This is a genomic window from Pseudotamlana agarivorans (assembly GCF_018860245.1).
In the GTDB taxonomy this organism is placed as follows: Bacteria; Bacteroidota; Bacteroidia; order Flavobacteriales; family Flavobacteriaceae; genus Pseudotamlana; species Pseudotamlana agarivorans_A.
Window position 1 is genome coordinate 11,631 of record NZ_JAHKPD010000018.1, and the last position, 25,093, is coordinate 36,723.

The following is a 25,093-nucleotide window of genomic DNA, read 5'->3' on the forward strand; positions in this document are numbered from 1 at the left end:
TTTAATGGAAATGACTAAAGTAATATTTGAAGGTTCCGACATGAACCGTAAACTTTTAATGGGGCACCCATCTGGTTTATTTGTTTTATTTTTTACCGAAATGTGGGAGCGTTTTTCCTATTATGGTATGCGTGCTATTTTAGTACTATTTTTAACATCATCTATAATTGATGGTGGTTGGGCATGGTCTAGAGAGGAAGCTCTAGGGCTCTATGGAACCTATACTATGTTAGTGTATTTCTCTCCAATTTTAGGTGGCTTACTTGCCGATAAATTTCTCGGTTATAGGAAAGCTGTTGCAATTGGTGCTTTAATAATGACTTCAGGTCATGCGGCCATGGCCTTTGATACACCATGGAGTTTGTATTTAGGTATAGGATTATTAGTGGCAGGTAACGGTTTGTTTAAACCGAATATTACCTCTATTATTAATGGGGTTTATAAAAATGCACAGGATAAAAAAGATGGTGCTTTTACCATTTTTTACATGGGTGTAAATGCTGGTGCCTTTTTAGGAATTTTGCTATGTGGATACATTGGTGAAATGGTGGGATGGCATTTTGGATTTGGTTTAGCAGGAATTTTTATGTTTTTTGGTATGCTACAATTCTGGTTTTCTCAAAAAATATTTGGCCGAATAGGATTGTCTCCATCGGATTCATTAGAATATGATGAAGCTATAGAAACTATAGGTAAAGATCCTGTTGTTGAGGAAGAAAAAGTTCCTGCAAATGTACAACGTGATCGTTATATTGTAGTTGGTATTTTGGCCTTTTTTACGATTTTCTTTTGGGCAGCCTTTGAGCAGGCAGGTGGTTCTATGACTATCTTTGCGGCAGATTATACAGATCGTGTTTTGGAAGGTAATGCAGCCAATGTTTTTAGAGTAGCAAATACATTACTTACGGTTGTTCCTCTATTAATAATCACCTATGTATTATGGCAGTTATTTAGAATTACTTTCAGCAAATATGCCTTATCAAATATTTTCTTAGGAACGAGTTTCGTAATTATTTGGGGAATTGTAATTTGGATGTTAAAAAACCAATTTTCAGAAGTTGAAACCGAAGTGCCAGCATCTTGGTTCTCTATTTTGAATTCCTTTTATATTATCGCTTTTGCTCCATTAATATCAAAAATTTGGGAAAGTAAATACAATCCACCGGCAACAGTTAAATTTGGTATTGGTTTAGTTTTACTCGGATTAGGTTTCGGCGTTTTGGCTTATGGTTCTTCCGGGATTCCGCAAGGCGCACAAACAGCTTCCGTGAGTATAATGTGGTTAATTTTAGCTTATTTATTACATACTTTAGGTGAGCTTTCACTATCTCCAGTTGGTCTGTCTTATGTTAGTAAACTGGTGCCAGCTGCAAAAATTGGTGTCATGTTTGGGCTTTGGTATATCGCTGTGGGGCTTGGGAATAAAGCCGCTGGAACTATGGGAGGTATGATTGATAAAATTACGGCTCAATACGATTTAACAACGTTTTTCTTGATTTTTACTATTGTTCCGGTTATAGCAGGATTTATTGTAATGGGGTTAACACCAGTCATGAAAAAATTAATGCACGGTGTAAAATAAGTCGTTTAAATTATAAATTTTATTAAGAATGCTCCATAATAGGAGCATTTTTTGTAAGTTGGGAGCTCGTTTTACAACAAATAAGATTATGAAAAGGATTGCATTATTTGCTTTAGTTTTAAGTTTAGTTAGTTTTAAAGCTGTTGCTCAAAAAGTCAATTGGATAAGTTTGAGTGAAGCACTAGAGCTTCAGAAAAAGACACCTAAAAAAATTATGATGGATGTCTATACCAGTTGGTGTGGACCATGTAAAATGTTGGATAAAAACACATTTCAAAATAATGATGTTGCAGCCTATGTTAATGAAAATTATTATGCCGTTAAGTTTAATGCGGAAGGGAATTCTAAAGTGGACTATAACGGGAAGACCTTTTCTAATCCAAGGTATGATCCCAAATTAGCAAGTAGGAGAAATTCAGCTCATGAATTAACAAGATATTTACAAGTTAGTGCATATCCAACAGTCGTGTTTTTTGATGAAAAATCCGATGTTATTGCGCCAATACGAGGTTATCAAACACCAGAACAATTGGAGTTGTATTTAAAAATGTTTTACAAAGACGATCATAAAAACATTACCACGCAAGAGCAGTTTACCGAGTACTATAAAACCTTTAAGTCAGAATTTAAAAGTTAATTAATCACAATTAATATTTAATTATAAAAGCGCCCTGTTTGCCAGTTTGGTGAAAAGGGAGGTTTCTTTTTTTACAAATGCGTTCCCAGCGATTAACATAAGTTTTGTAGTTGCTGCCATCGGCAATAATGTATTTAGGTTGTAGGGAATCAATTACCCTGTTTAAATTAATTTGTGGCGACTGCCTAAGTAAAATATAATCTGGATGTATCGTTTTCGCATTGTATAAGGCTAAACTATCAATGATAAAGAGCGTTTTGTTTTCGAGTTGATAAGCATTGCGAACGCTGCCTTTTTCAATTCTGTTTATATGATTACCTATCACATAATTACTAATAATCTTATCCTTTAATGTTGTCATACTATCATAATCATTAGCGATGAACATGTTATTGTTTAATGACATACCGATTAAGCTTTGCCTACTTTTATGAAAGATGATAAATTCATTTGACGGAAGCTGTAGTTTGTTATAAATCCATGAAGATTGAAGGAGTAATACCGAAATAAGTAGGAGTCCAAAAGATTGGCTGTTTCTTTTAAGAGAAAACATAAAGCATGCTATGAGCATCAAATACGTAAGGGAAACATGGAATAAGTTAAATGAGATTTCTTTAAAAATGAAAGTTTCCTGATTCGAAATCCAATGCATTAAAGTATTCATTAAGCTGATTATGTTTCCGAATGTATCGGCTATAAAAATTGGGAGTAGATTAAAGGAGGCTAAAAGAATGACTATAATTCCGAAGGCTAAAATAACGCCTAGAAATGGAATGATTACCAAGTTTGAAATAAAGAACAATCCCGGGAATTGATGAAAATAATATAGACTTAAAGGAATTACTCCTATTTGAGCGGCTACTGTTACGGTAAAAGTGTGCCAATAAAGATTTAGAATTTTATTTTTAGGTTGCCATATTTTATATAAATGAGGATCGATGGTTACAATGGAAAAAACGGCGAGATAACTAAGCTGAAAACCAACATCGAATATAAATAGCGGTTTAAAAAGTAATATTACAAACATACTTATTGCTAAAGTGTTGTATATGTTTGTTGGACGTTTTATGTTTAAAGCGACAGTTAAAATGCTAAACATGGTTACAGCTCGAGTTACTGAAGCCGATAATCCTGCAACCACAGCAAAACTCCACAAAAGACAAATTAATAATATGGTTTTTATTTGTTTACCATGTTTAAAAAATTCTAGCGGCTTAAGAACGAAACTTAAAATTATTAAAATTATCCCTACGTGTAAACCTGAAACAGCTAAAATATGAATCGCTCCTGCATTAGCATAATCACTATAAATATGCTTACTAATCTCTTGACGCTGACCCAATAAAAGTGCATTAATAATAGCACGTTGATTATCATCAAAGTGATAAGCTTTAAGTCGGTTGTTGATATGCCTCCTTATTTTATGAGCAAGGCCAAAAACAGTGTGGTTTTTATAATTAGCTTTTAAAAGTGTTCTAGAATTGAGTTGTAGTTGATTATAAATGTATTGCTTTTCTAAATAATTTTTATAATCAAATTGATGCGGGTTTAGTGATTTATTTAAATCCATAAACCTCGTTTTCGCTACAAATATGTCATCTACAAGAAGCGTGGTGGTTAAACTGTCTTTTTCTATATTTAGTAACGATTTGCCACAAACCTTAATATTGTCGATAGAAAGGACATCAATCACATATTTATCATGGTAAGCACCTGGTTTTAGTACTTCTTTTATTCTAAAAGTCGTGGTTTTTAAAGTTGCGTTGTTTTTTAGAACTTGATGAGTAAAATGATTTTGAAAATTTTTCTGATTATGAAATTGTACAACTAATGCACCAATGCTAATCATCGAAAGAAAGGCTGCAAGACCAAACCATACCGTTTTTTGAAATTGATGTCTCGCCATGAGATAAGACATGAAAACCAGAAGGAGTGAAACTAGCGTAAAACCTAATACAATTAAATAAGGTGTTTGGAAATAGTAACCAATGAGGATGCCTATAACTAGGCAAATGGTTAATTTAATAATCGTAAAATTAAGTAGCTTCATGGCTACGAAATATACAAAATATCCTACAAAATACGTCTAGCCTCTTCGAAAGCGTTTAGCCAGTATTTTTCGTTTAAATGAGAAACAATAACGCCTCTACTACTAGTGGCGTGTATAAACTCAATATCGTTGTTCTTTACAGCTGTAATAAGACCTACATGGTTTATTGAGTTTCTTCGTCCTCCGGTTTTAAAGAATAACAAGTCACCCGTGTTTACCTTTTTTAATGAAATTTTCGATCCTTTTTTTGCCATGTCTCTGGATATTCTTGGCAATAAAATATCATAACTTCTAAAAGATTCAAAAACGAGTCCAGAGCAATCCATTCCAGACTTTGTTGTTCCTCCCCATTTATATCGCGTCCCTTTAAACTGTAAAGCATAATCAATAATATAGTCTGCTTGTGATTTGGAAGATTTTTTTGCGCTTGAAGATTTCTCTTTGTTTGGTATAATTTCGTAATCCACAGGTATATCGGGAGCACTTTTTATGTTGACATGTCGTGTTTTAACGGTATTATTTTTTTTAGCTCGTTTGGAGGATTTACAATGGCTAAAGCAAATAAGACATAGAATAAGAATGAGGCTTTTTTTCATATATAAATTATGCTTTAACACTGTCATAAATTAATTGTGCTGTTTTTTTACTTGCTCCTTTTCCGCCCAAAGTCTGTTCCAATTCATAATAATCTAAAAATTGCTGCTCACGAAACTCTTCATCTAAAACCTTATCTAATTCTTCACTAAGCCTTTTTTTGTTAAAATCATTTTGAATCAACTCGGTAACTACCTCTCGATCCATAATGAGATTTACTAAAGAGATAAATTTTAATGTAATAATACGTTTAGCGATTTGGTAAGAAATATTGCTCGCTCTATAACATACTACTTGTGGGACTTTGAACAAGGCAGTTTCTAAAGTTGCTGTGCCCGAAGTAACCAGCGCAGCATAAGAAATACTTAATAATTCATAGGTTTTGTTCGCTATAAATTTAACGTTTTCCGACTTGATAAATGTTTTGTAAAAGTCATGTTCTTGACTAGGCGCACCGGCAATAACAAATTGGTAGTCTGAATATTTATCGACTTGGCTTAACATGACATCAAGCATTTTTGTGATTTCTTGTTTTCTACTTCCTGGTAATAGCGCGATAATAGGTTTATCACTAAGATGGTGCGCTTTTCTAAAATCAAACTCATTTATTTGATCTCTATTAGCAATGGCGTCTATAAGCGGATGTCCTACAAATTCTACCTCATAATTATAGGTCTTGTAAAAACTTTTCACAAAAGGTAGAATAACGAACATCTTATCAATGTCGCGCTTTATAGCCGTGACCCTACTGGCTCTACTGGCCCAAACTTGCGGTGAAATATAATAATTTGTTCTAAACCCTTTTTCTTTGGCCCACTTGGCTATGCGTAAATTAAATCCTGAATTATCAATAAAAACGATAACATCTGGTTTGAAAACTTCAATATCACTCTTACAAAAGGAGATTAGTTTGAAGATTTTATTCAGGTTCATGATAACCTCAGAAAAACCCATGAATGCGCGTTCCTTATAATGTTTTACTAAATCTCCGCCAGCTTCTTGCATAAGGTCGCCGCCCCAACATCTTATTTCGGCGTGTACATCAGTATTATGTAACGCCTTAATTAGGTTAGATCCGTGTAAGTCGCCCGATGCTTCTCCTGCTATGATATAATATTTCATAATATTAACATGGTTTTAGTCAAAAAACAGACCGAGATTTTTCGTTTAAAAAAGTTTAAAGATAAACGTAAAAACAGCAATAAAAACGGTTATTAATAAAACGCCTCGCGCTTTGTAATCTTCTCGTTTTCTTATAAAAACAAAAAAGGCTATAAGGTTTAAAATGGCTCCTAAACTTATCAGTTTTCCAAGAAAACCTTCATTAGCAGCTGCTTTAATTACGGTTGTAAAGTCATCACCTTGTCCTAATAATGTTGCTGTTAAAAATAATCCTATGCTATTAGCAATAAGGCCAATAAGCATTCCAATAAAAACATCCTTTTTAATCATTTAAATTCCATGTGTTTAAGTCTTTAATAAAATGATGAGCTGTTAAGTCAAATTGTGTAGGAACAATAGAAACATATCCGTTTTCAAGAGCCCATTCATCAGTGTCTTCTCCGCCATCTAAATTAACAAATTTACCGGTAAGCCAATAATAATCTTTGCCTTGAGGTGTTTGTCGCTTGTCAAATTTTTCCACCCAATTCGCTTTAGCCTGTCTGCATATTTTAATGCCTTTGATGTCCTTTTTAGGCATATTAGGTAGATTGACATTTAGCACAACGCCATTTGGTATTCCATTTTTTAAAACGTTTTCTGTAATGGTTTTGACGTAGGTTTCACAGGCCTCAAAATTAGCATTCCAGCCGTAATCTAGGAGTGAAAAACCTATTGCAGGAATGCCTTCAACTCCGGCTTCAATGGCTGCACTCATGGTACCTGAATAAATCACGTTAATTGAGGAGTTCGAACCGTGATTAATGCCTGAAACACAAAGGTCTGGTTTGCGGTCTAAGATTTCACGAATGGCGATCTTTACACAATCTGCCGGTGTACCTGAACAGCTATACTCTTTTTGCGGTCCGTCGTTGATAAATACTTCTTCCGCGTAAAGCGTTGAATTTAAGGTGATCGCATGCCCCATACCGCTTTGAGCACTGTCGGGGGCTACAACAACGACGTCGCCAATAGTATTCATTACAGAAACTAAAGTTCTAATTCCTGGTGCACTAATACCATCATCGTTAGTGATTAAAATAAGTGGCTTTTTTGTCATTTTTATCTTTTAAATAGCTGGGCTAAAATACGTAATTTCGACTGTTTACCCTTAATTTCTTTGGTTTAACAAAAAATTAGTTGCTTAGCATGGTTTTTTCTTTATTTTAGTCAAAAAATATGCTATTTCCCCTGTTGAACTAAATATATTAATGATGAAGAAAATTATGAAAAGGAATTATAAGGTGCTTTTGCTTCTGTTTTTGTTGGCATTTGCGTCTTGCAGTTTTACGACAAAAAAATTCAGTAACCCAGATAAGGATAAATTACTCATTCAAATTATCACATTTGTACTAGAACAGGGACATGTGGACCCTATTAATATAGATGATGAATTTTCAGAAAAATTATTTAACCACTACATTCAAGCGGTAGACCCTGTAAAACGTTATTTCTATGCCTCGGATATTGAATATTTTGAAAAGTATAAATTCTTGTTAGATGAGCAGATTAAAAATAAAGAAATTACATTTTTTGATGTCGTTCATGAACGTTTAATAGAACGTATTGCAGAAGGTGAAGCCATGTATAAAGATGTACTTTCAAAACCTTTTGATTATAGGGTAGATGAGAGCTACGAAACAGATTATGATAAAACGACATTTGTACGTTATAAAAAGCAAATGCGTGAACGTTGGAGACAGCTATTAAAATTTTCAACCATTTCTAATTATGACGATTTACTTAAACAAGAAGAATTAGCTAAAGAGAAAGACCCTTCTTATGTAATGAAATCAAAAGACGAAATAGAAAAGGAAGCACGTGAATCAACGTTGAAATCTATTGATATTCATTATCATGATAATATTGACGATTTAAAACGTGAAGATTATTTTGCTGTATACGTGAATTCAATTGTTGAAGAATATGATCCACATACTTACTATTTAGCTCCTAAGAATAAGGAGGATTTCGATCAGCGTATGTCAGGTAAACTTGAAGGAATTGGAGCAAGGTTACAAAAACGTATGGATTATATCAAAATTGTTGAGTTGATTTCGGGAGGTCCAGCCTGGAGAAGTAAAAAACTTGATGTTGAAGATATTATTTTGAAGGTGAAACAGGAATATGAAGACCATGCGATTAGTATTGTTGGTATGAGAATTGGTGATGCTATCAAGTATATCAAAGGTCCAAAAGGAACTAAAGTCACATTGACAATTAAGAAAGTAGATGGCACGATTAAGGATGTTGTTATTGTAAGAGATGTTGTCGAGTTGGTTGAAACCTATGCAAAATCATCCATTGTTGAAAAGGATGGTAAAAAGTTTGGTGTAATCAACTTGCCTGCCTTTTACGTAGATTTTAAAGATTATAAAAATGTAAATGCCTCAAAAGATGTTAAACAGGAATTAGAGCGTCTTAAAAAAGATGGTATGGAAGGTCTTGTTCTGGATTTGCGTAATAACGGGGGAGGGTCTTTACCAACTGTTGTAGAGATGGCAGGTTTGTTTATTAAAGACGGGCCAATAGTGCAGGTGCGATCTTCTGGTGAAACAAAGGAAATTTTAAAGGATAAAGATAAATCGATCACCTGGGATGGCCCAATGGTGATTTTGGTTAATGAAATTTCAGCTTCAGCTTCCGAAATTATGTCGGCAGCCATGCAAGATTATAAACGTGCCATTATTATTGGTGGTAAACAAACTTATGGAAAAGGTACCGTTCAAAATGTAATAAATTTGAACAACATGTTAAGGAATAATACAAGTGGAGATCTTGGTGCTCTAGCAGTGACAACTCAGAAATATTATAGAGTTACTGGTGGTTCTGTGCAATTAGAAGGCGTTAAAAGTGATGTTGAAGTGCCTGGTCGTTTCAGTTATATTGATGTAGGTGAAAAGGATAAAGAAAACCCATTACCTTGGGATGAAATTGATGCAGCACCTTTTACCCCTTGGAAAAGTTATTACGATTATGATGAAACCGTAAGGAGAAGTAAAGAGCGTATGGCCCGTAACGAACAATTAAGGTTAATTGGTGAAAATGCTAAATGGGTTAAAACTAAAATTGACGAGAGTGTTTATTCGTTGAATTATGAGGCTTATAATGCCGAGAATAAACGAAATGAAAGTGAAGCTGCTCGTTTTGATGCCATATCCGATTATCAGACAAATTTAAAATTTAGTTCAACATCTTATGAGAAATCGTTATTCACAAAAGATACGACCGATCTTAAAGAAAAGCGAGAACGCTGGCATGAAAATTTAAGTCAAGATGTTTATGTTGAAGAAGCTTTAAATGTATTAGAAGATTTACAATCAACCTATCCTCAAAAAAAAGTGGCTACAACAAATAGAGCATCAGAAAAAAAGTAGTTTTGTTTTATGAGTCATAAATCAAAATCACTAAAGCAATTAGCGCTCCAAAAGTTTAAAAAGGACTTTTGGGGCGTATTTAGTTTATACTTTATTGGTTTAGTAGGTTTGATTTCTGTGTTTGCGTATGTGGTTGCTCCAGATAATTCTCAGCACGCTAATCAAATGCATTTGGCAATACATTCTAAAAAGCCAGGCTTTGAAGTTACTATGCTTACTATACCTTCTCAAATTAAGGTCAAGCAAAATGTATTCGATAAAATATTCTTCGGAAAAAAAAACACGGATACTGAAATACCAATCTCAGGATTTGAAGTTGAAAACGATCATTTAGTATATAAAGAATATGCTTCGAATGGTATTGAAGGAGCCGAGAAATCAATAAAACTAAGTGCTTTTCCTAATGAGTCTCTGGGCGCATTTATTAAGGAAAGAACCTTTTTGTTTGGTACAGATAAGTACGGGCGAGATTTGTTAAGTAGGGTTCTGGTGGGGGCGCGCATATCTTTTTTTATTGGGTTTGTAGCGGTTTTTATTTCATTGGTCATAGGGATTCTTATGGGAAGTTTAGCTGGGTACTTTGGAGGTAAAGTGGATGCTATAATTATGTGGGTGATAAACGTAACATGGTCAATTCCAACATTATTATTGGTTATCGCGATAACGTTGGCCTTAGGGAAAGGTTTTTGGCAAGTTTTTATAGCTGTAGGACTAACCATGTGGGTAGAAGTGGCTAGAGTAGTGCGGGGCCAAATAATTAGTGTCAAGGAAATGCAATATGTTACAGCGGCTAGGGCCTTGGGTTATAATGATTTCAGGATTATTACAAAGCATATCTTGCCAAACATTATGGCGCCAGTTATCGTTATATCCGCAGCTAATTTTGCCGCGGCAATCTTAATAGAAAGTGGTTTAAGTTTTTTAGGTATTGGTGCGCAATCACCTATGGCAAGTTGGGGTGCAATGATCAAAGATCATTATAACTATATAATTTTAGGAAAACCTTATTTAGCTATTATTCCAGGACTGTGTATTATGAGTTTAGTTATGGCATTTATGCTTATTGGAAATGCTTTAAGAGATGCTCTTGATGTGAAAGGTTAGAATTTTCTTGCTATATCAATAATAGTCCTATCAACACTCCAGCAATTACAGAACCAATAAAAACTACTGTGTTGTTTTTCCGATCCTTTGATACGCGTTGCTTTACTTTTTCAGGTTGATATATTTTATCATTTGCTGAGCTTTCTCTTTTTATAGTGTCATTATATTTGTAAAAATCTGCTCGACATCTATAACAACTGCTCCATAAATCTGGTCTGTTTTCTTCTGTTATAATGATTAAATTGGCGCTGATAGCACAGGCTTCTTTTTTTAGAATTTTGATAGCATGTTCTTCACTGCATGCCGTTGAAAATCCGGATTCCCCAAGTTTTATCTCACCTATTTTTGTTATAAGTGTGTCTTTTATGTTAGTATTCCTTTTTATAATGACATCACAGTTTTTGTAATCGGATTTATTAACATTATAATCAGTTCTTACAATTCTATGGGAGCAGCTTGTAAAGAATATACCAATAAATATAAAGTAGGTTATTTGCTTCATTAATGAAGTTTTAGTGCGATTTCTATATTTCTTTAAGATCAATAATTATAGTATAGGGCAATTAGTCTTTTTTTAATTTTTTTCCAACAACCAACAACCAACAACAATCAACCATCAATCATATTCTCATTCAGGCCATCAATATATTCTAAAACGTCGTCTTTACCTGTTTCGTTGCTTGATGAGGTAATAAAATAGTTCGGCATGTCTTCCCACGTTTCTAAAACTATTTTTTTGTAATCTTCAACGTGGTTTTCAATCGCTTTTGGTTTTAGTTTATCCGCTTTTGTAAATATGATAGAAAAAGGAATACCGTTTTCGCCAAGCCACTGCATAAATTCTAAGTCGATGGGTTGAGGTGTGTGACGAATGTCTACTAGAACAAAGGCCGTAACGAGTTGTTCTCTTAATCCGAAATATTGCGTGATAAACTTTTGAAACACCTTTTTTGAACTCTTAGAAACACGTGCATAACCGTATCCAGGTAAATCGACAAGGTGCCAGTTTTTGTTAATTAAAAAATGGTTGATAAGCTGGGTTTTCCCTGGTCTTCCTGAAGTTTTAGCTAAACTCTTTCTGCTGGTAAGCATGTTAATAAGTGAAGACTTGCCTACATTACTTCGACCTATAAATGCATATTCTGGCAGTCTGGTTTTTGGGCATTTCTCGACATCAGAATTACTCATTACAAATTCGGCAGACTTAATTTTCAAAACGTGCTAATTTTAGATTTCCCTGTAAGGAACTTTATTAATATTTATAAGAGTAGTCGTGTTCTATGCTTAAAAACCTTTTTGCTCCAACCAGGTGCTCATTATTTGGTTAAATGTTTCTGGGTGCTCCATCATGGCAGCATGCCCACATTTGTCTATCCAAAATAACTCAGAGTTAGGTAAAAGTTCATTAAATTCTTCACCAACTTCTGGTGGAGTTACTTGGTCGTTTTTACCCCATATGATACAGGTAGGAGTTTGCATATTTGGCAGGTCTTTAGACATGTTATGTCTAATGGCGCTTTTAGCAATAGCCAAAGTTTTAATAAGCTTGTTTCTGTCGTTAACGGTTTCGAAGACTTCGTCAACAATTTCTTTAGTAGCGACTTCTGGATCGTAAAAAACGTCCTGAGCCTTCTTTTTTATTACTTCGTAATCACTACGTTTTGTGTATCCACTCCCCATGGCGCTTTCGTAAAGACCTGAGCTTCCTGTGATTATTAGTGCTTTAACTTTTTCTGGGTACATTTTTGTGTGGTATAAACCAATATGTCCGCCAAGTGAATTCCCTAATAGGATGACGTCATCGTAACCTTTAAAAACGATAAACTCATGCAGGTAATTTGCAAAGGTTTTTACGTTTGTTTTTAGTAAAGATAATGAGTATAGTGGAAGTTCTGGAATAAGAACTTTATAACCTTTATTACTAAAAAATTCAATCACAGCTTCAAAGTTACTTAAGCCACCCATTAATCCATGCAATAGAATAATCGGGGTGCCTTCTCCGGCTTCGATATAACTGAATTTTTCTTCTTTTTTTAAATGATGCGTCATTAATCTAGTAGTCTATCATTAAAAACAAATATAGGTATTTCATTGATATATCCACCAAAATAATTGATTTCAAGAAAATGATTTGCCTAAGAAATTGAATTAAAAAGGATTACAGTGAATTAAGATGTTAACAATAATGTGAAATAGAATATTTGAGCCTTAATAAGCTGAAATATAGTGGTTGTGGGTGTTTAATGCTCTTTATGGTGGTTTTTTTAGCAAGGTTAGTTTAGAATTTATTAACAATGTGGTATAATGTGGTAATTAGTGGTATATTTTTCAATATATTTGACTTTGAAACGTTTAGGATTTTAGAAAACTGCTTTGGACTTAATTACAGGGACATACGATTGTAAAGTTGATGCGAAAGGGCGATTAATGATGCCTGCTTCGATCAAAAAACAGCTTTCCAAAGTTTTAGAAGAAGGATTTGTATTACGTCGTTCTGTTTTTCAGCAATGTTTGGAGTTGTATCCAATGGCTGAATGGCAAGCTTTGATGCAAAAAATGAATAAGCTAAATAAGTTTAAAAAGAAGAATAACGATTTCATTAGAAGGTTTACAGCTGGGGCGAAAATGGTAGAGGTTGATGTGAACGGTCGTTTATTGATTCCAAAAGACCTTACTGTGTTTGCGAGTATTTCAAAAAATATTGTTGTAGCATCTGCAATCAATATTATTGAAATATGGGATAAAGATTTATATGAACAGGCTATTGATGATGCGGCAATTGATTTTGCAGATTTAGCCGAGGAAGTAATGGGACAAGACGATGAAGACTATGGAATATCATAATCCTGTATTATTAAAGGAGTCTGTTGATGGTTTAAATGTAAAGCCAGACGGTATCTATGTAGATGTCACCTTTGGAGGTGGTGGTCATAGTAAGGAGATTTTAAGTAGGCTGAACGAAAATGGGAAACTTTATGCTTTCGATCAAGATATTGATGCTTTAGGGAATGCACTTGATGATAGTCGTTTTACTCTAATTCATGAGAATTTTAGATTTATAAAGCGTTTTCTGAGGTTTCATGGTGTGAAAAAAGTGGATGGCATTTTAGCCGATTTTGGGGTGTCTTCGCATCAATTTGATGTGGCGGAACGCGGATTTTCAACACGCTTTGAAGCGGACTTGGATATGCGTATGAATCAAAATAATACGCTTTCTGCTTTTAATGTGATAAATGAGTATGAAGAAGAGCAGCTAAAAAATGTGCTTTTTCAGTATGGTGAGTTGCGTGCGGCTCCTGCAATGGCAAGGTTGGTGGTAGAATATCGCGAAAACGAAGAGCCAATTGTTACTAGTGACCAGTTAAAGAAAGTGCTTGGTAAGTTTTTGCCGCCACGTCATGCTAATAAAGTATTGGCGCAAATATATCAAGCGATTAGAATAGAGGTGAATCAAGAAATTGAGGTGCTTAAAGAGTTTTTACTGCAGACGCCGGAGTTGTTAAATGATAATGGAAGATTGAGTTTTATATCTTATCACTCGCTTGAAGATCGTTTGGTGAAGCGTTTTATTAGAAACGGGATGTTTGAAGGCGAACCAGAGCGTGATATGTTTGGTAATTTCGAAGTGCCACTAAAAAAAGTTAACGGATTAATTGTGCCTTCTAAGGAAGAGATTAAAGTGAATAATCGCGCAAGAAGTGCAAAGTTAAGATTGGCAGAGAAGAAGTAATGAAGAAAAGTATTTATAGCATATTGAGGGGGACTTTTCTAGTGAGTGATGATTCGTTTAAAAATTGGCGTATCATATTGTTTGTTTCTGGATTGGCTATTGTGATGATTGCAAGTTCGCATAATGCTGATAAAAAAGTATATGAAATTGCACGGTTAAAAAATGAAGTAAAAGAAATACGGTCGCAGTTTGTAGATGGTCGTTCTAGGTTAATGCGACTTAAAATGGAGTCTCATGTGGTTGGTGTAATGAATAAAAAAGGGTTGTGGTCTTCAGAGACGCCTCCGCAAAAAATAAAGGTATTAACAGAAGAAAAAGATTGATAAAAACAAAGTGGCAGTAAACGACAAAAACATATTAAACCGTTTATATTTTATAGCAGGATGTATGTTCATCTTCGCTGTGGCTGTTGTGTTTAAATTATTGACGATTCAGTTTGTACAAGGTGAAAAATATAAAGCCCTTGCTACAAAACGTGTTGTAAAAAATGTAGTTATTCCAGCCAATCGTGGTAATGTGTATTCGGTTAATGGTAATCTTCTGGCGACTTCAGTGCCTAAATACGATATTCGATTTGATGCCTTAACGCCTTCAACTAGGACTTTCGAAAAGAATATAAAGCCATTATGTGATTCCTTATCGAAATACAAAGGGAAAATCACTTCTGCACAATTAGAGAAAAAATTAAGAAGAGCTCGTGCAAATAAAAACAGGTATTACTTGTTGGCTAGAAATATAGGGTATTCAGAGTATGTGCGATTAAGAAAGTTTCCATTATTGGAATTTGGAGCATTTAGAGGTGGTTTGATTGTAGAGCAAACAACAAAGCGCGAACATCCAATGGGTGGTATTGCAGAGCGTACTATTGGGTACGAGCGCATCGATGATAAAGGGAATATCACACGCCCAGGTATCGATGGTGCGTTCGGTGTAAAATACCTAAGAGGTGTTGATGGTCAGCGTAAAAAGCAAAAAATAGGAAAAGGGCAATGGAAGCCATTAACAGATGCTAATGAAATAGAGCCTCAGGACGGGTATGATGTGTATACAACAATAGATGTGAATATTCAGGATATCGCACATCATGCGCTTTTGAAACAGCTTGAGTTGTATGAAGCAGAGCATGGTTGTGTCATTGTGATGGAGGTTAAGACTGGTGAGATTAGGGCAATTTCAAACTTAGGTAGAACCAGTAAAGGAAAATATTATGAAAAGCTGAATTATGCTGTTGGAGAAAGTCATGAGCCAGGGTCAACTTTTAAAGTAATGGCTTTAATGGCGGCTTTAGAAGATAAGGTTGTTGATACTTCTGCAATCGTTGATACTGAAAGAGGTAGGAAGCGGTTTTACGGGAGGTATGTGCATGATTCACATCGAGGGGGGTATGGTAAAATCTCTGTTGCTAAAGCGTTGGAGGTTTCTTCAAATATTGGATTCGCTACCATTATAGATGAGCACTATTCTCAAAAGCCTGAAAAATTTCTTGCAAGGCTTAAAGAGTGGAAGTTGAATAAGCCTTTAGGTATTTCAATTATCGGGGAAGGAAATCCAGACATCCCAGAGCCTGGAGATGTCAAATGGAGTAAAAACGCATTGCCTTCTATGGCTTATGGGTATAATTTAGCGTTAACGCCACTTCAAACCTTGGCTTTTTATAATGCTATAGCGAATAACGGAGAGCTGGTGAAGCCAAGATTTTTAAAAGCGATTAAAGAATTTGACAAAGAGATAGAAACATTTGAAAAGGAAGTTATTGTTGAGAAAATTTGTTCAGAAGAAACCTTAGGTAAAACACAAGAGATATTAAAGAATATTGTGGTTAGAGGTACTGGTAAGAAAATGTATTCTAAAACATTTTCTATGGCAGGTAAGACTGGGACTGCACGAACCGAATATTGGATGAAAGATTGGAAAGAGAATCCGAGGTATATATCATCGTTTTCTGGGTATTTTCCTGTTCAAAATCCTAAGTATTCATGTATTGTTGTTATTCATAAGCCAAGTACGAAAGTGGGGTATTATGGAGCCGATGTAACAGGTCCGGTATTTAAAAAAGTAGCGCAAAAAATATTTACAGGAACACCTATTACAGATGAAGTGGAATCTCTAAATGTGAAGGCTGTAGCTGTTGAAAAGGATTATGAAGGTTTTTATGAAACCGCTCAAACATATAAAACAATTATGCCGAATTTAGTTGGGATGCCAGTAATGGATGCTATTGTACTTCTGGAAAATATGCAGATAGATGTCCAAGTGCAGTTGGTTGGTAATGGTGTCGTTAATGGGCAATCAATATCTAAGAATACGAAGTTAAAGAATAATCAAACGGTAATTTTAAAAGCATCATGATTGCATTAAAAGACTTATTGTATAAGGTGACTATCAATGTGGTAGCTGGTGGGACGAACTTAAACGTAAACGCGGTTGCTTTTGACTCTCGTCAGGTAAAGACCAACGATTTATTTGTAGCAATAAATGGGCTGTTGGTTGATGGGCATAAATATATAGATGTAGCTATTGAAAATGGTGCAAATAGTATCGTGTGCGAAGTCTTGCCAGAAAAATTGATAGCGGGTGTTACTTATGTTGAGGTAGATAATACGCATAAAGCTTTAGCAGTAATTGCTTCTAATTTTTATAACAACCCATCAGAGAATTTAAGATTGGTTGGTGTTACTGGTACAAATGGAAAAACAACGACAGCAAGTTTGTTGTATCAGTTATTTAAAAATGCAGGTTATAAAGTAGGTTTGTTGTCTACCGTGAAAATTATGGTAGATAATACGGAATATAAAGCAACGCATACCACTCCAGATTCCCTAACTATTAATTCGTATTTAAAAATGATGAATGATGAAGGGGTTGAGTTTTGTTTCATGGAGGTGAGCTCTCATGGTATACATCAACACAGAACGGAAGGTTTGCATTTTGAAGGCGGAATATTTACCAATATAACACACGATCATTTAGATTATCATAAAACCTTTGCCGAATACAGAGATGTAAAAAAGAAGTTTTTCGACGGACTTTCAAAAGATGCTTTTGCTGTAGTGAATGTAGACGACAAGAATGGTTTGTTCATGCTTCAAAATACAAAAGCAAAAAAATATACCTACGCTTTAAAACAATACGCTGATTTTAAGTGTCAAATCTTGGAAAATCAATTTAGCGGCTTGTTGTTAAAGGTTAATGATAGTGAAATTTGGACGCGTCTTATTGGAGAATTTAATGCATACAATGTTTTGGCTATTTACGCTACTGCGGAATTGTTAGGACTAGAAAAAGTTGAGATTCTTAGATTGATAAGTGATTTGAAAAGTGTTAGTGGTCGTTTTCAGTATATCGTTTCAAATGAAAAAATTACGGCCATTGTAGACTATGCACATACTCCTGATGCCTTGAAGAATGTATTAGAAACTATAAATGGTATTCGTACTAAAAATGAAGCGCTGATTACGGTTGTTGGCTGTGGAGGTGATCGAGATCGAACAAAAAGACCTGAAATGGGGCAGATCGCGTCAGTTTTAAGTGATAAAGTCATTTTTACAAGTGATAATCCGAGAAGTGAAAAACCTGCAGATATCTTGACAGAAATAGAAGCAGGGGTTGCTCCTCAAAATTTCAAAAAAACGCTCACGATTGAAGATAGAAAACAGGCTATTAAAACAGCTTGTCAAATGGCAAAAGGAAATGATATTATTTTAATTGCCGGAAAAGGGCATGAAACATATCAAGAGGTAAACGGCGAGCGTTCGCATTTTGATGATTTAGAAACGGTAACCGATTTGTTGAAACAATTGGAGAAATAAAAACCTGTTACAGCAAAAAAATACTAACCACAATAAGTAATAAAGATGTTATACTATTTATTTGAATATTTAGAAAAACAGTTTCAGTTTCCTGGAGCCTCACTTTTTGGTTTTATAACCTTTAGGGCGGCTTTGGCTGTGATTTTGTCACTGTTAATTTCTACAATTTATGGTAAGCGCATCATTGGTTTGTTGTTAAAACAACAAGTTGGAGAAACTATTAGAGATTTAGGATTAGAGGGGCAGCAAGAAAAGGCGGGAACTCCAACAATGGGAGGGATTATCATCATTTTAGCGACATTAATTCCGGTGCTTCTACTGTGTAAATTAGGGAATATTTACATTATTCTTTTAATTGTTACCACGGTTTGGATGGGGGTAATTGGTTTTTTAGACGATTACAAAAAGAAGTTCAAAAACGATAAAGAAGGTTTAAAAGGAAAGTTTAAAGTTTTAGGGCAAGTTGGCTTAGGGATTATTGTTGGGGCAACCTTGTATTTTCATCAGGATGTAACAATGAAAGAGCAAATTCCTGCTGAAACGCGTCAGGAGCTTTTAACTGCTAACCCTAATATGGCCCCTTCAAAATTATTTCAAGAAGAAGAGCATGCGGCTAAGACCACTATTCCGTTTATGAAAAATAACGAGTTTGATTATGCCGATTTAATTACATGGATAGATCCATCGTTAGCCAAATATGCTTGGGTTGTTTTTATTTTAGTTGCCATTTTTATTATTACTGCGGTGTCTAACGGTGCGAATCTTACAGATGGTATCGATGGGTTGGCAGCGGGTACTTCGTCTATAATAGTGCTTACCCTAGGGATATTTGCATGGGTTTCAAGTAACATCGTATTTGCCGATCACTTAAATATTATGTACATCCCAAGGGTTGAAGAAATAACCATTTATATCGCTGCTTTTGTAGGTGCTTTAATTGGGTTTCTGTGGTATAATACCTATCCGGCCCAAGTTTTTATGGGAGATACCGGAAGTTTAACTATCGGTGGGATTATTGCTGTTATTGCTATAGCGGTTCGTAAAGAATGGTTAATTCCTGTGTTGTGTGGTGTGTTTTTAGCTGAAAATTTATCTGTAGTCATGCAAGTGGGGTGGTTTAAATACACGAAGAAGAAATATGGCGAAGGACGTCGTATTCTAAAAATGTCGCCGTTGCATCATCATTATCAAAAAAATGGCTATCACGAAAGTAAAATTGTCACACGTTTTTGGATCATTGGCATATTGCTGGCCATTGTTTCGATTGTAACCTTGAAAATTAGATAAACAATTTTTGTTTCCGCGAAAGCGTAATTCAAAAGGAATTAAAGTATCAAAAGAGTATCATGACAAAAAGTAGATTAGTCGTATTAGGAGGCGGAGAGAGCGGTGTTGGTACAGCGCTTTTAGGAAAGGCGAAAGGCTATGATGTTTTTGTTTCCGATAAGGGAAAAATAAAAGAAAAGTATAAAGCTGTTCTTGTAAATAATGAGATTGACTGGGAAGATGAAAATCATACAGTTTCTAAAATTCTGAATGCCAATATTGTGATGAAGAGCCCTGGTATTCCTGATAAAGTAGATTTGGTTAAACAAATTCGAAAGGCTGGAATTACAGTAGTTTCTGAAATTGAGTTTGCTTCAAAATATACCGACGCTACAATTGTTGGAATTACTGGGAGTAACGGTAAAACGACCACGGCAACGTTAACACATTATTTGTTGAAGGATGAATTGAATGTTGGGTTAGCTGGGAATATTGGTGACAGTTTTGCGAAACAGGTTTTGGAGGATGATTTTGAAAATTTTGTTTTAGAAATAAGTAGTTTTCAATTAGATGATATCATTGATTTTAAACCACATATTGCGGTATTAACGAATATTACACCAGATCATTTAGATCGCTATGATTACAAGTTTGAAAATTATATCGAATCTAAATTTAGAATAGCCATGAATCAAACAAAAGCCGATTATTTGATTTATGATGCTGATGATGAAGTGATTGTAAATCATCTGAAAAATAATCCAGTTCAATCGAATTTACTGCCGTTTTCATTAGAAAAAACCATTGAAAACGGTGCGTATTTAGACAAAGAAAATATTAAAATAACAATAAATAATAATCAGATAATTATGCCTACATCAAATCTTACATTAGAAGGGAAGCACAACGTTAAAAATGCTATGGCAGCTTCTACTGTGGCACATTTATTAAAGATAAGAAAACAAACAATTCGCGAGAGTTTAGAGAGCTTTCAAGGTGTTGAACATCGTTTGGAACAAGTTCTTAAAATAAATAAAGTACAATATATTAACGATTCAAAAGCAACAAATGTAAATGCTACTTACTATGCTTTAGAAAGTATGGGAGCACCCACGGTTTGGATTGTTGGAGGTGTGGACAAGGGAAATAATTACCAAGAGTTATTTTCATTCGTTAATGAAAAAGTAAAAGCCATTATTTGTTTAGGTGTCGATAATGAAAAGTTATTAAGCACTTTTGGAAATATGGTAGATGTTATTGTTGAAACTCAATTTATGAGTGAAGCAGTGAAAATCGCTTATAAATTGGCAGAAACGGGAGATAATGTTTTGTTATCGCCAGCTTGTGCAAGTTTTGATTTGTTTGAAAACTACGAAGATCGTGGTCGTCAATTTAAAGACGCAGTAAGAAACTTATAAAAACATAGAATTTGCAATCTGTATTTAATAACATAAAAGGAGACCGGTTAATTTGGGCTATTGTAGCGTTGCTTGCAATTGCGTCCTTCTTGCCTGTATATAGTGCTGCCAGTAATTTGGCTTATAAAGGTGCGGGAACCAATACGTTTTCTTTTTTTATTAAACATTTTGTGCATCTAGCCTTAGGTTTTGTGGTGATATATGTGATTCATAAAATCCCGTATAATTATTTTAAAAACTTATCGATGGTCATGATTCCAGTGGTTTTAGGGCTACTGTTGCTTACGATGTTGCAAGGAACAACCATTGATGGCGCTAATGCGAGTCGGTGGATTCAAATACCGTTTGTTGGGGTGTCTTTTCAAACGTCAACCTTGGCAGGTGTGGTTTTAATGACTTATGTAGCGCGCTATTTGTCTAAAATATACGGTAAGAAAATAACATTTAAAGAATCTATTTTGCCTTTGTGGGCTCCTGTGTTTTTGGTGCTGATTCTTATTTTACCAGCAAATTTTTCTACTACGGCTATTATGTTTGCCATGGTGGTTATGTTGGTGTTTTTAGGAGGGTACCCATTACGTTATCTGGTAGTTATTATAGGCTCGGGAGTATTGGCTTTAACGTTGTTTATTCTCGTAGCAAAAGCCTTTCCGGATGCTATGCCAAATAGAGTTGATACTTGGATGGGGCGTATTGAGAGTTTTTCAAACCCGGAAGATACAGAAGCAGATTATCAAATAGAAAAAGCAAAAATAGCGATTGCTTCAGGAGAAATTTGGGGTGTTGGCCCTGGGAAAAGTTCGCAAAAGAATTTTTTACCCCAGTCTTCGTCAGATTTTATATTCGCAATCATTATTGAGGAGTACGGTTTAATAGGTGGTTTTTTTGTTATGTTCTTGTATTTGTGGCTGTTGTTTAGAATTGTAATTGTAGCTCAAAAATCGGAATCTGTTTTCGGAAAATTAGTAGTTTTGGGTGTTGGATTGCCAATAGTTTTTCAAGCCATTATAAACATGGCGGTTGCAGTAGAGTTGTTTCCTGTAACGGGGCAAACACTCCCTTTGTTAAGTAGTGGAGGAACTTCCATTTGGATGACTTGTTTAGCTATAGGAATCATTTTAAGTGTAAGTGCAAAAAGAGAAGAAATAAAAGGAAAGGAAATTGATGAGGATAATCCTTTAGATATTCTATCAGAAGCAATATAGATGGGGAAGTATAAAGTAATATTATCAGGCGGAGGCACGGGAGGACATATATATCCTGCAATTGCAATTGCAAACGAAATAAAATCGAGATATCTTGATGCCGAATTTTTATTTGTTGGTGCTAAGGATAGAATGGAGATGGAGAAAGTTCCTCAGGCTGGCTATAATATAAAAGGATTATGGATAACAGGGCTTCAACGAAGTTTTACGCTTAAAAATTTAAGTTTTCCGTTTAAAGTAATTAGCAGTTTGTGGGGAGCGAGAAAAATAATTAAATCCTTTAAGCCAGATATAGTTATAGGTACTGGTGGTTTTGCTAGTGGACCTTTATTGAAAATGGCAGAAATGGCTAATATTCCCGTTTTAATTCAAGAGCAGAATTCATATCCAGGGATTACTAATAAATTGCTAGCTAAACAAGCTAACAAAATATGTGTGGCTTACGATGGTTTAGAACGTTTTTTTCCAAAAGAAAAAATTGTAAAAACAGGAAACCCAGTACGAAAAGGGTTGTTACATATTGGTGGCAAAGGCGATGAAGCTAAGAAGTTTTTCAATTTAAAAGAAGGGAAAACGACACTTTTAGTTATTGGAGGTAGTTTGGGCGCACGACGTGTAAATGAATTGATTGAAAAGGAACTCGATTTTTTCGATACACAAAATGTACAGGTTATTTGGCAATGTGGTAAACTTTATTATAATAAGTATAAGCTTTACGATAACACTAAAAATGTTCAAGTACATGAGTTTTTAAATAATATGGACTTTGCTTATGGTGCTGCCGATGTTGTGATTTCAAGAGCGGGTGCGGGATCGGTTTCAGAACTTTGTATTGTTGGTAAGCCTGTTATTTTTGTTCCGTCACCAAATGTTGCTGAAGATCATCAAACCAAAAACGCTATGGCTATAGTTGATCAAGATGCTGCTATGATTATTAAGGAGGAAGATTTAGATGCCGATTTTGAGAATAAATTTTCACAACTTGTTGCTTCATCGGAACGAAAGGATGAACTGGGAAGCAATATTAAAAAGCTTGCATTGGTTGATGCTACTAAAGAAATAGTTAATGAAGTAGAAAAGCTACTAAAAAAATAAATGAATTTAAACACCATACATAACGTATATTTTATAGGTATTGGCGGAATCGGAATGAGTGCTATCGCACGCTATTTCCATGCAAATAATAAACGAGTCGCTGGTTATGATAAAACCCAAACAGAGATTACTAAGGGTTTAGTCGAACTGGGAATTGCTATTCATTTTGATGATTCAATAGGTAGTATTAATGAGGTCTTTTTAAATGCTGAAAACACCTTAGTTGTTTATACGCCTGCGGTTCCTAAAGATCATTTGGAGTTAAACTACTTTAAAAATAACGGTTATAATGTTGTAAAAAGATCTCAAATTTTAGGATTAATAACCGAGCATACATTTTGTTTAGCTGTTGCTGGAACTCATGGTAAGACTACGACCACTAGTATTCTAGGGCATTTAATGAATGCATGTCATGTGCCTTTAACGGCCTTTTTGGGAGGGATTAGTGAAAATTATAATTCAAATTTAATTTTAAACGGCACGGAAGTTTCGGTAGTAGAAGCTGATGAATTTGATCGTTCATTTTTAACCTTGTCTCCAGATTTTGCTTGTATTACTTCAATGGATGCCGATCATTTGGATATTTATGGAGATGCTGAGGAATTGAAAAAATCATTCATTGCCTTTACAGAAAGATTAAAACCAAACGGAAAGCTTTTTGTTAAAAACGGATTGGGATTGGAAGGGATCACCTATGGTATTGAAGATGATTCAGATTATACCATTCAAAATATAAAAATAATAAACGGTGCTTATATTTTTGATGTCAAGACACCTAAGGATATTATTGAAAATTTAGAATTTAACCTACCTGGTAGACACAATTTGTCTAATGCCTTAATAGCCTTGGCGATGGCTGTGGAGTATGGTTGTTCATACCAGCAGCTCGCCGAAGGTTTAGCATCGTATAAAGGGGTTCAACGTAGGTTTACTTATCAAATTAAAACGAATGATTTCGTGTTTATTGATGATTATGCACACCACCCTCAAGAGATTTGTGCAGTGCATCAAGCGGTTAGGGAAATGTATCCAACTAAAAAAGTACTGGCCATATTTCAGCCGCATTTATTTAGCAGAACCCGTGATTTTATTGATGATTTTGCTGAAAGTTTATCGAAATTTGACGAATTATTATTGTTAGATATTTATCCAGCAAGAGAGTTGCCAATTGAAGGTGTAACATCTAGTTGGTTGTTGGGTAAAATTAATAATGAGAATAAGCAATTAGTAAGCAAAGAAAACTTGCTTAAAGCAATTCATGATAGTGATGCTCAGGTGGTTTTAACCATTGGAGCTGGTGATATTGGAGCAGAGGTAAAACGTATTAAAAAAGAATTTAGCATTGCGAATTAATTGGAATTACATAAAAATGATTGCTTTGTTTGGCTTGGTAATCTTTCTTTTTGCTTTTGCCTCTGGTAGAAATGAAGTAAGAACGATTTCTGAACCCAATGTTAAGTTTGTTGGTGAAAATAACCTTTTTATTACAAGCAAAGCTGTTAGTAAATTGTTAATACAAAATTATGGTGGTGTTAAAAATGTGGCGAAAGAAGCTTTAGCTTTGAATGATTTAGAGAATGCGCTAAAATCTAATCCCATGATAAAGACTGCAGAAGTGTATGTTTCTATAAATGGGATGCTTAACGCTGAGATAGAGCAAAAAACACCTATTGCAAGAGTGAGCACTAATGCGTCATATTATATCGATGCAGATGGTTTATTCATGCCTTTATCAGAAAATTATTCAGCAAGAGTGCCTTTAGTTACAGGGTATGTTGACAAAAATAATTTAAATAGCGTTTACCTAATAGCCCAAAAAATAGATCATGACGAATTTTTAAAAAAGCATGTTTTTGAAATTCATCAAGAAGAACAAAACCAACTTTTTTTAAAACTAAGAAAATGTGATTTTTTAGTGCAAGTCGGTGATGTAAGCGCATTGGATAAAAAAATAAATAACCTAAAGGCTTTTTATAAAAAAGCGCTTAAGGATAATACATTAAAAAACTATAGTAAAGTTAATTTACAGTTTGATAACCAAGTAATATGTACCAAAATTTAGACT

The 25,093-nt window shown here is 34.7% G+C and carries 23 protein-coding genes; 15 read left to right on the forward strand and 8 right to left on the reverse strand.

Annotated features, from left to right (window positions below; translation table 11 throughout):
• The first annotated feature begins 4 nt into the window (after positions 1 to 4).
• Entirely contained in the window at positions 5 to 1,582 is a 1,578-nt protein-coding gene (locus KO493_RS10980; protein WP_252723217.1) for a peptide MFS transporter, read from the forward strand.
• Positions 1,583 to 1,670: 88 nt separating this feature from the next.
• Positions 1,671 to 2,219 carry a thioredoxin family protein gene (locus KO493_RS10985; RefSeq protein ID WP_216068018.1) on the forward strand — a complete coding sequence of 183 codons (549 nt, stop codon included), beginning with the start codon at positions 1,671 to 1,673 and terminating at the stop codon, positions 2,217 to 2,219.
• A gap of 10 nt (positions 2,220 to 2,229) precedes the next feature.
• Here the strand turns inward: KO493_RS10985 and KO493_RS10990 are convergent, their stop codons facing one another.
• From KO493_RS10990 to surE, 5 genes are read right to left on the reverse strand one after another with little or no spacing between them, the layout of a single operon-like run.
• The gene (locus tag KO493_RS10990) at positions 2,230 to 4,269 is read right to left on the reverse strand and encodes a ComEC/Rec2 family competence protein (protein WP_216068019.1); all 2,040 of its coding nucleotides are present in this window, start codon (positions 4,267 to 4,269) and stop codon (positions 2,230 to 2,232) included.
• 23 nt (positions 4,270 to 4,292) lie between these two features.
• Complete coding sequence (locus KO493_RS10995; RefSeq protein WP_252723218.1) at positions 4,293 to 4,865, reverse strand: C40 family peptidase; 573 nt, start codon at positions 4,863 to 4,865, stop codon at positions 4,293 to 4,295.
• A gap of 7 nt (positions 4,866 to 4,872) precedes the next feature.
• Complete coding sequence (gene lpxB, locus KO493_RS11000) at positions 4,873 to 5,985, reverse strand: lipid-A-disaccharide synthase (protein WP_216068021.1); 1,113 nt, start codon at positions 5,983 to 5,985, stop codon at positions 4,873 to 4,875.
• Positions 5,986 to 6,030: 45 nt separating this feature from the next.
• Positions 6,031 to 6,315: a hypothetical protein gene (locus KO493_RS11005; protein WP_216068022.1), complete on the reverse strand. Its 285-nt coding sequence runs from the start codon at positions 6,313 to 6,315 to the stop codon at positions 6,031 to 6,033.
• The gene (gene surE / locus KO493_RS11010; protein WP_216068023.1) at positions 6,308 to 7,084 is read right to left on the reverse strand and encodes a 5'/3'-nucleotidase SurE; all 777 of its coding nucleotides are present in this window, start codon (positions 7,082 to 7,084) and stop codon (positions 6,308 to 6,310) included. The genes KO493_RS11005 and surE overlap by 8 nt, the downstream gene beginning before the upstream one ends.
• Positions 7,085 to 7,250: 166 nt before the next feature.
• Between surE and KO493_RS11015 the strand changes: the two genes are divergently transcribed.
• Both KO493_RS11015 and KO493_RS11020 read left to right on the forward strand, forming a co-directional pair.
• Positions 7,251 to 9,401, forward strand: coding sequence for a carboxy terminal-processing peptidase (locus KO493_RS11015; RefSeq protein ID WP_216068499.1), 2,151 nt, complete (start codon positions 7,251 to 7,253; stop codon positions 9,399 to 9,401).
• A gap of 9 nt (positions 9,402 to 9,410) precedes the next feature.
• On the forward strand, positions 9,411 to 10,505 hold the full coding sequence (locus KO493_RS11020) for an ABC transporter permease (RefSeq protein ID WP_216068024.1): 1,095 nt from the start codon (positions 9,411 to 9,413) through the stop codon (positions 10,503 to 10,505).
• 10 nt (positions 10,506 to 10,515) lie between these two features.
• Here KO493_RS11020 and KO493_RS11025 read toward each other — a convergent pair whose 3' ends face one another.
• The 3 genes from KO493_RS11025 to KO493_RS11035 all read right to left on the reverse strand — a co-directional run bounded on the left by KO493_RS11025 (position 10,516) and on the right by KO493_RS11035 (position 12,554).
• Positions 10,516 to 11,007: a hypothetical protein gene (locus tag KO493_RS11025; protein WP_216068025.1), complete on the reverse strand. Its 492-nt coding sequence runs from the start codon at positions 11,005 to 11,007 to the stop codon at positions 10,516 to 10,518.
• Positions 11,008 to 11,114: 107 nt separating this feature from the next.
• Entirely contained in the window at positions 11,115 to 11,720 is a 606-nt protein-coding gene (yihA, locus tag KO493_RS11030; protein WP_216068026.1) for a ribosome biogenesis GTP-binding protein YihA/YsxC, read from the reverse strand.
• 69 nt (positions 11,721 to 11,789) lie between these two features.
• Entirely contained in the window at positions 11,790 to 12,554 is a 765-nt protein-coding gene (locus tag KO493_RS11035) for an alpha/beta fold hydrolase (protein WP_216068027.1), read from the reverse strand.
• Positions 12,555 to 12,878: 324 nt separating this feature from the next.
• Here KO493_RS11035 and mraZ point away from each other — a divergent pair, with 324 nt between their 5' ends.
• The 11 genes from mraZ to KO493_RS11090 all read left to right on the forward strand — a co-directional run bounded on the left by mraZ (position 12,879) and on the right by KO493_RS11090 (position 25,090).
• Entirely contained in the window at positions 12,879 to 13,349 is a 471-nt protein-coding gene (gene mraZ / locus KO493_RS11040) for a division/cell wall cluster transcriptional repressor MraZ (RefSeq protein WP_216068028.1), read from the forward strand.
• Positions 13,336 to 14,235: a 16S rRNA (cytosine(1402)-N(4))-methyltransferase RsmH gene (gene rsmH / locus KO493_RS11045; protein ID WP_216068029.1), complete on the forward strand. Its 900-nt coding sequence runs from the start codon at positions 13,336 to 13,338 to the stop codon at positions 14,233 to 14,235. The genes mraZ and rsmH overlap by 14 nt, the downstream gene beginning before the upstream one ends.
• Entirely contained in the window at positions 14,235 to 14,558 is a 324-nt protein-coding gene (locus tag KO493_RS11050) for an FtsL-like putative cell division protein (protein ID WP_216068030.1), read from the forward strand. Before rsmH ends, KO493_RS11050 begins: the two co-directional genes overlap by 1 nt.
• A gap of 64 nt (positions 14,559 to 14,622) precedes the next feature.
• Positions 14,623 to 16,584: a penicillin-binding protein gene (locus KO493_RS11055; protein WP_216068500.1), complete on the forward strand. Its 1,962-nt coding sequence runs from the start codon at positions 14,623 to 14,625 to the stop codon at positions 16,582 to 16,584.
• Positions 16,581 to 18,044, forward strand: coding sequence for a UDP-N-acetylmuramoyl-L-alanyl-D-glutamate--2,6-diaminopimelate ligase (locus KO493_RS11060; RefSeq protein WP_216068031.1), 1,464 nt, complete (start codon positions 16,581 to 16,583; stop codon positions 18,042 to 18,044). Before KO493_RS11055 ends, KO493_RS11060 begins: the two co-directional genes overlap by 4 nt.
• Before the next feature lie 45 nt (positions 18,045 to 18,089).
• Positions 18,090 to 19,331, forward strand: a complete 1,242-nt coding sequence (gene mraY / locus KO493_RS11065) for a phospho-N-acetylmuramoyl-pentapeptide-transferase (protein WP_216068032.1) — start codon at positions 18,090 to 18,092, stop codon at positions 19,329 to 19,331.
• Positions 19,332 to 19,390: 59 nt separating this feature from the next.
• Positions 19,391 to 20,728: a UDP-N-acetylmuramoyl-L-alanine--D-glutamate ligase gene (gene murD, locus KO493_RS11070; protein ID WP_216068033.1), complete on the forward strand. Its 1,338-nt coding sequence runs from the start codon at positions 19,391 to 19,393 to the stop codon at positions 20,726 to 20,728.
• Positions 20,729 to 20,739: 11 nt separating this feature from the next.
• The gene (locus KO493_RS11075; RefSeq protein WP_216068034.1) at positions 20,740 to 21,933 is read left to right on the forward strand and encodes an FtsW/RodA/SpoVE family cell cycle protein; all 1,194 of its coding nucleotides are present in this window, start codon (positions 20,740 to 20,742) and stop codon (positions 21,931 to 21,933) included.
• Entirely contained in the window at positions 21,934 to 23,028 is a 1,095-nt protein-coding gene (murG, locus tag KO493_RS11080) for an undecaprenyldiphospho-muramoylpentapeptide beta-N-acetylglucosaminyltransferase (protein ID WP_216068035.1), read from the forward strand.
• A complete protein-coding gene (murC, locus tag KO493_RS11085; RefSeq protein ID WP_216068036.1) occupies positions 23,029 to 24,381 on the forward strand; it encodes a UDP-N-acetylmuramate--L-alanine ligase in 1,353 nt (450 codons plus the stop codon).
• A gap of 16 nt (positions 24,382 to 24,397) precedes the next feature.
• Entirely contained in the window at positions 24,398 to 25,090 is a 693-nt protein-coding gene (locus KO493_RS11090; RefSeq protein WP_354667432.1) for a cell division protein FtsQ/DivIB, read from the forward strand.
• The last annotated feature ends 3 nt before the right edge of the window (positions 25,091 to 25,093 follow it).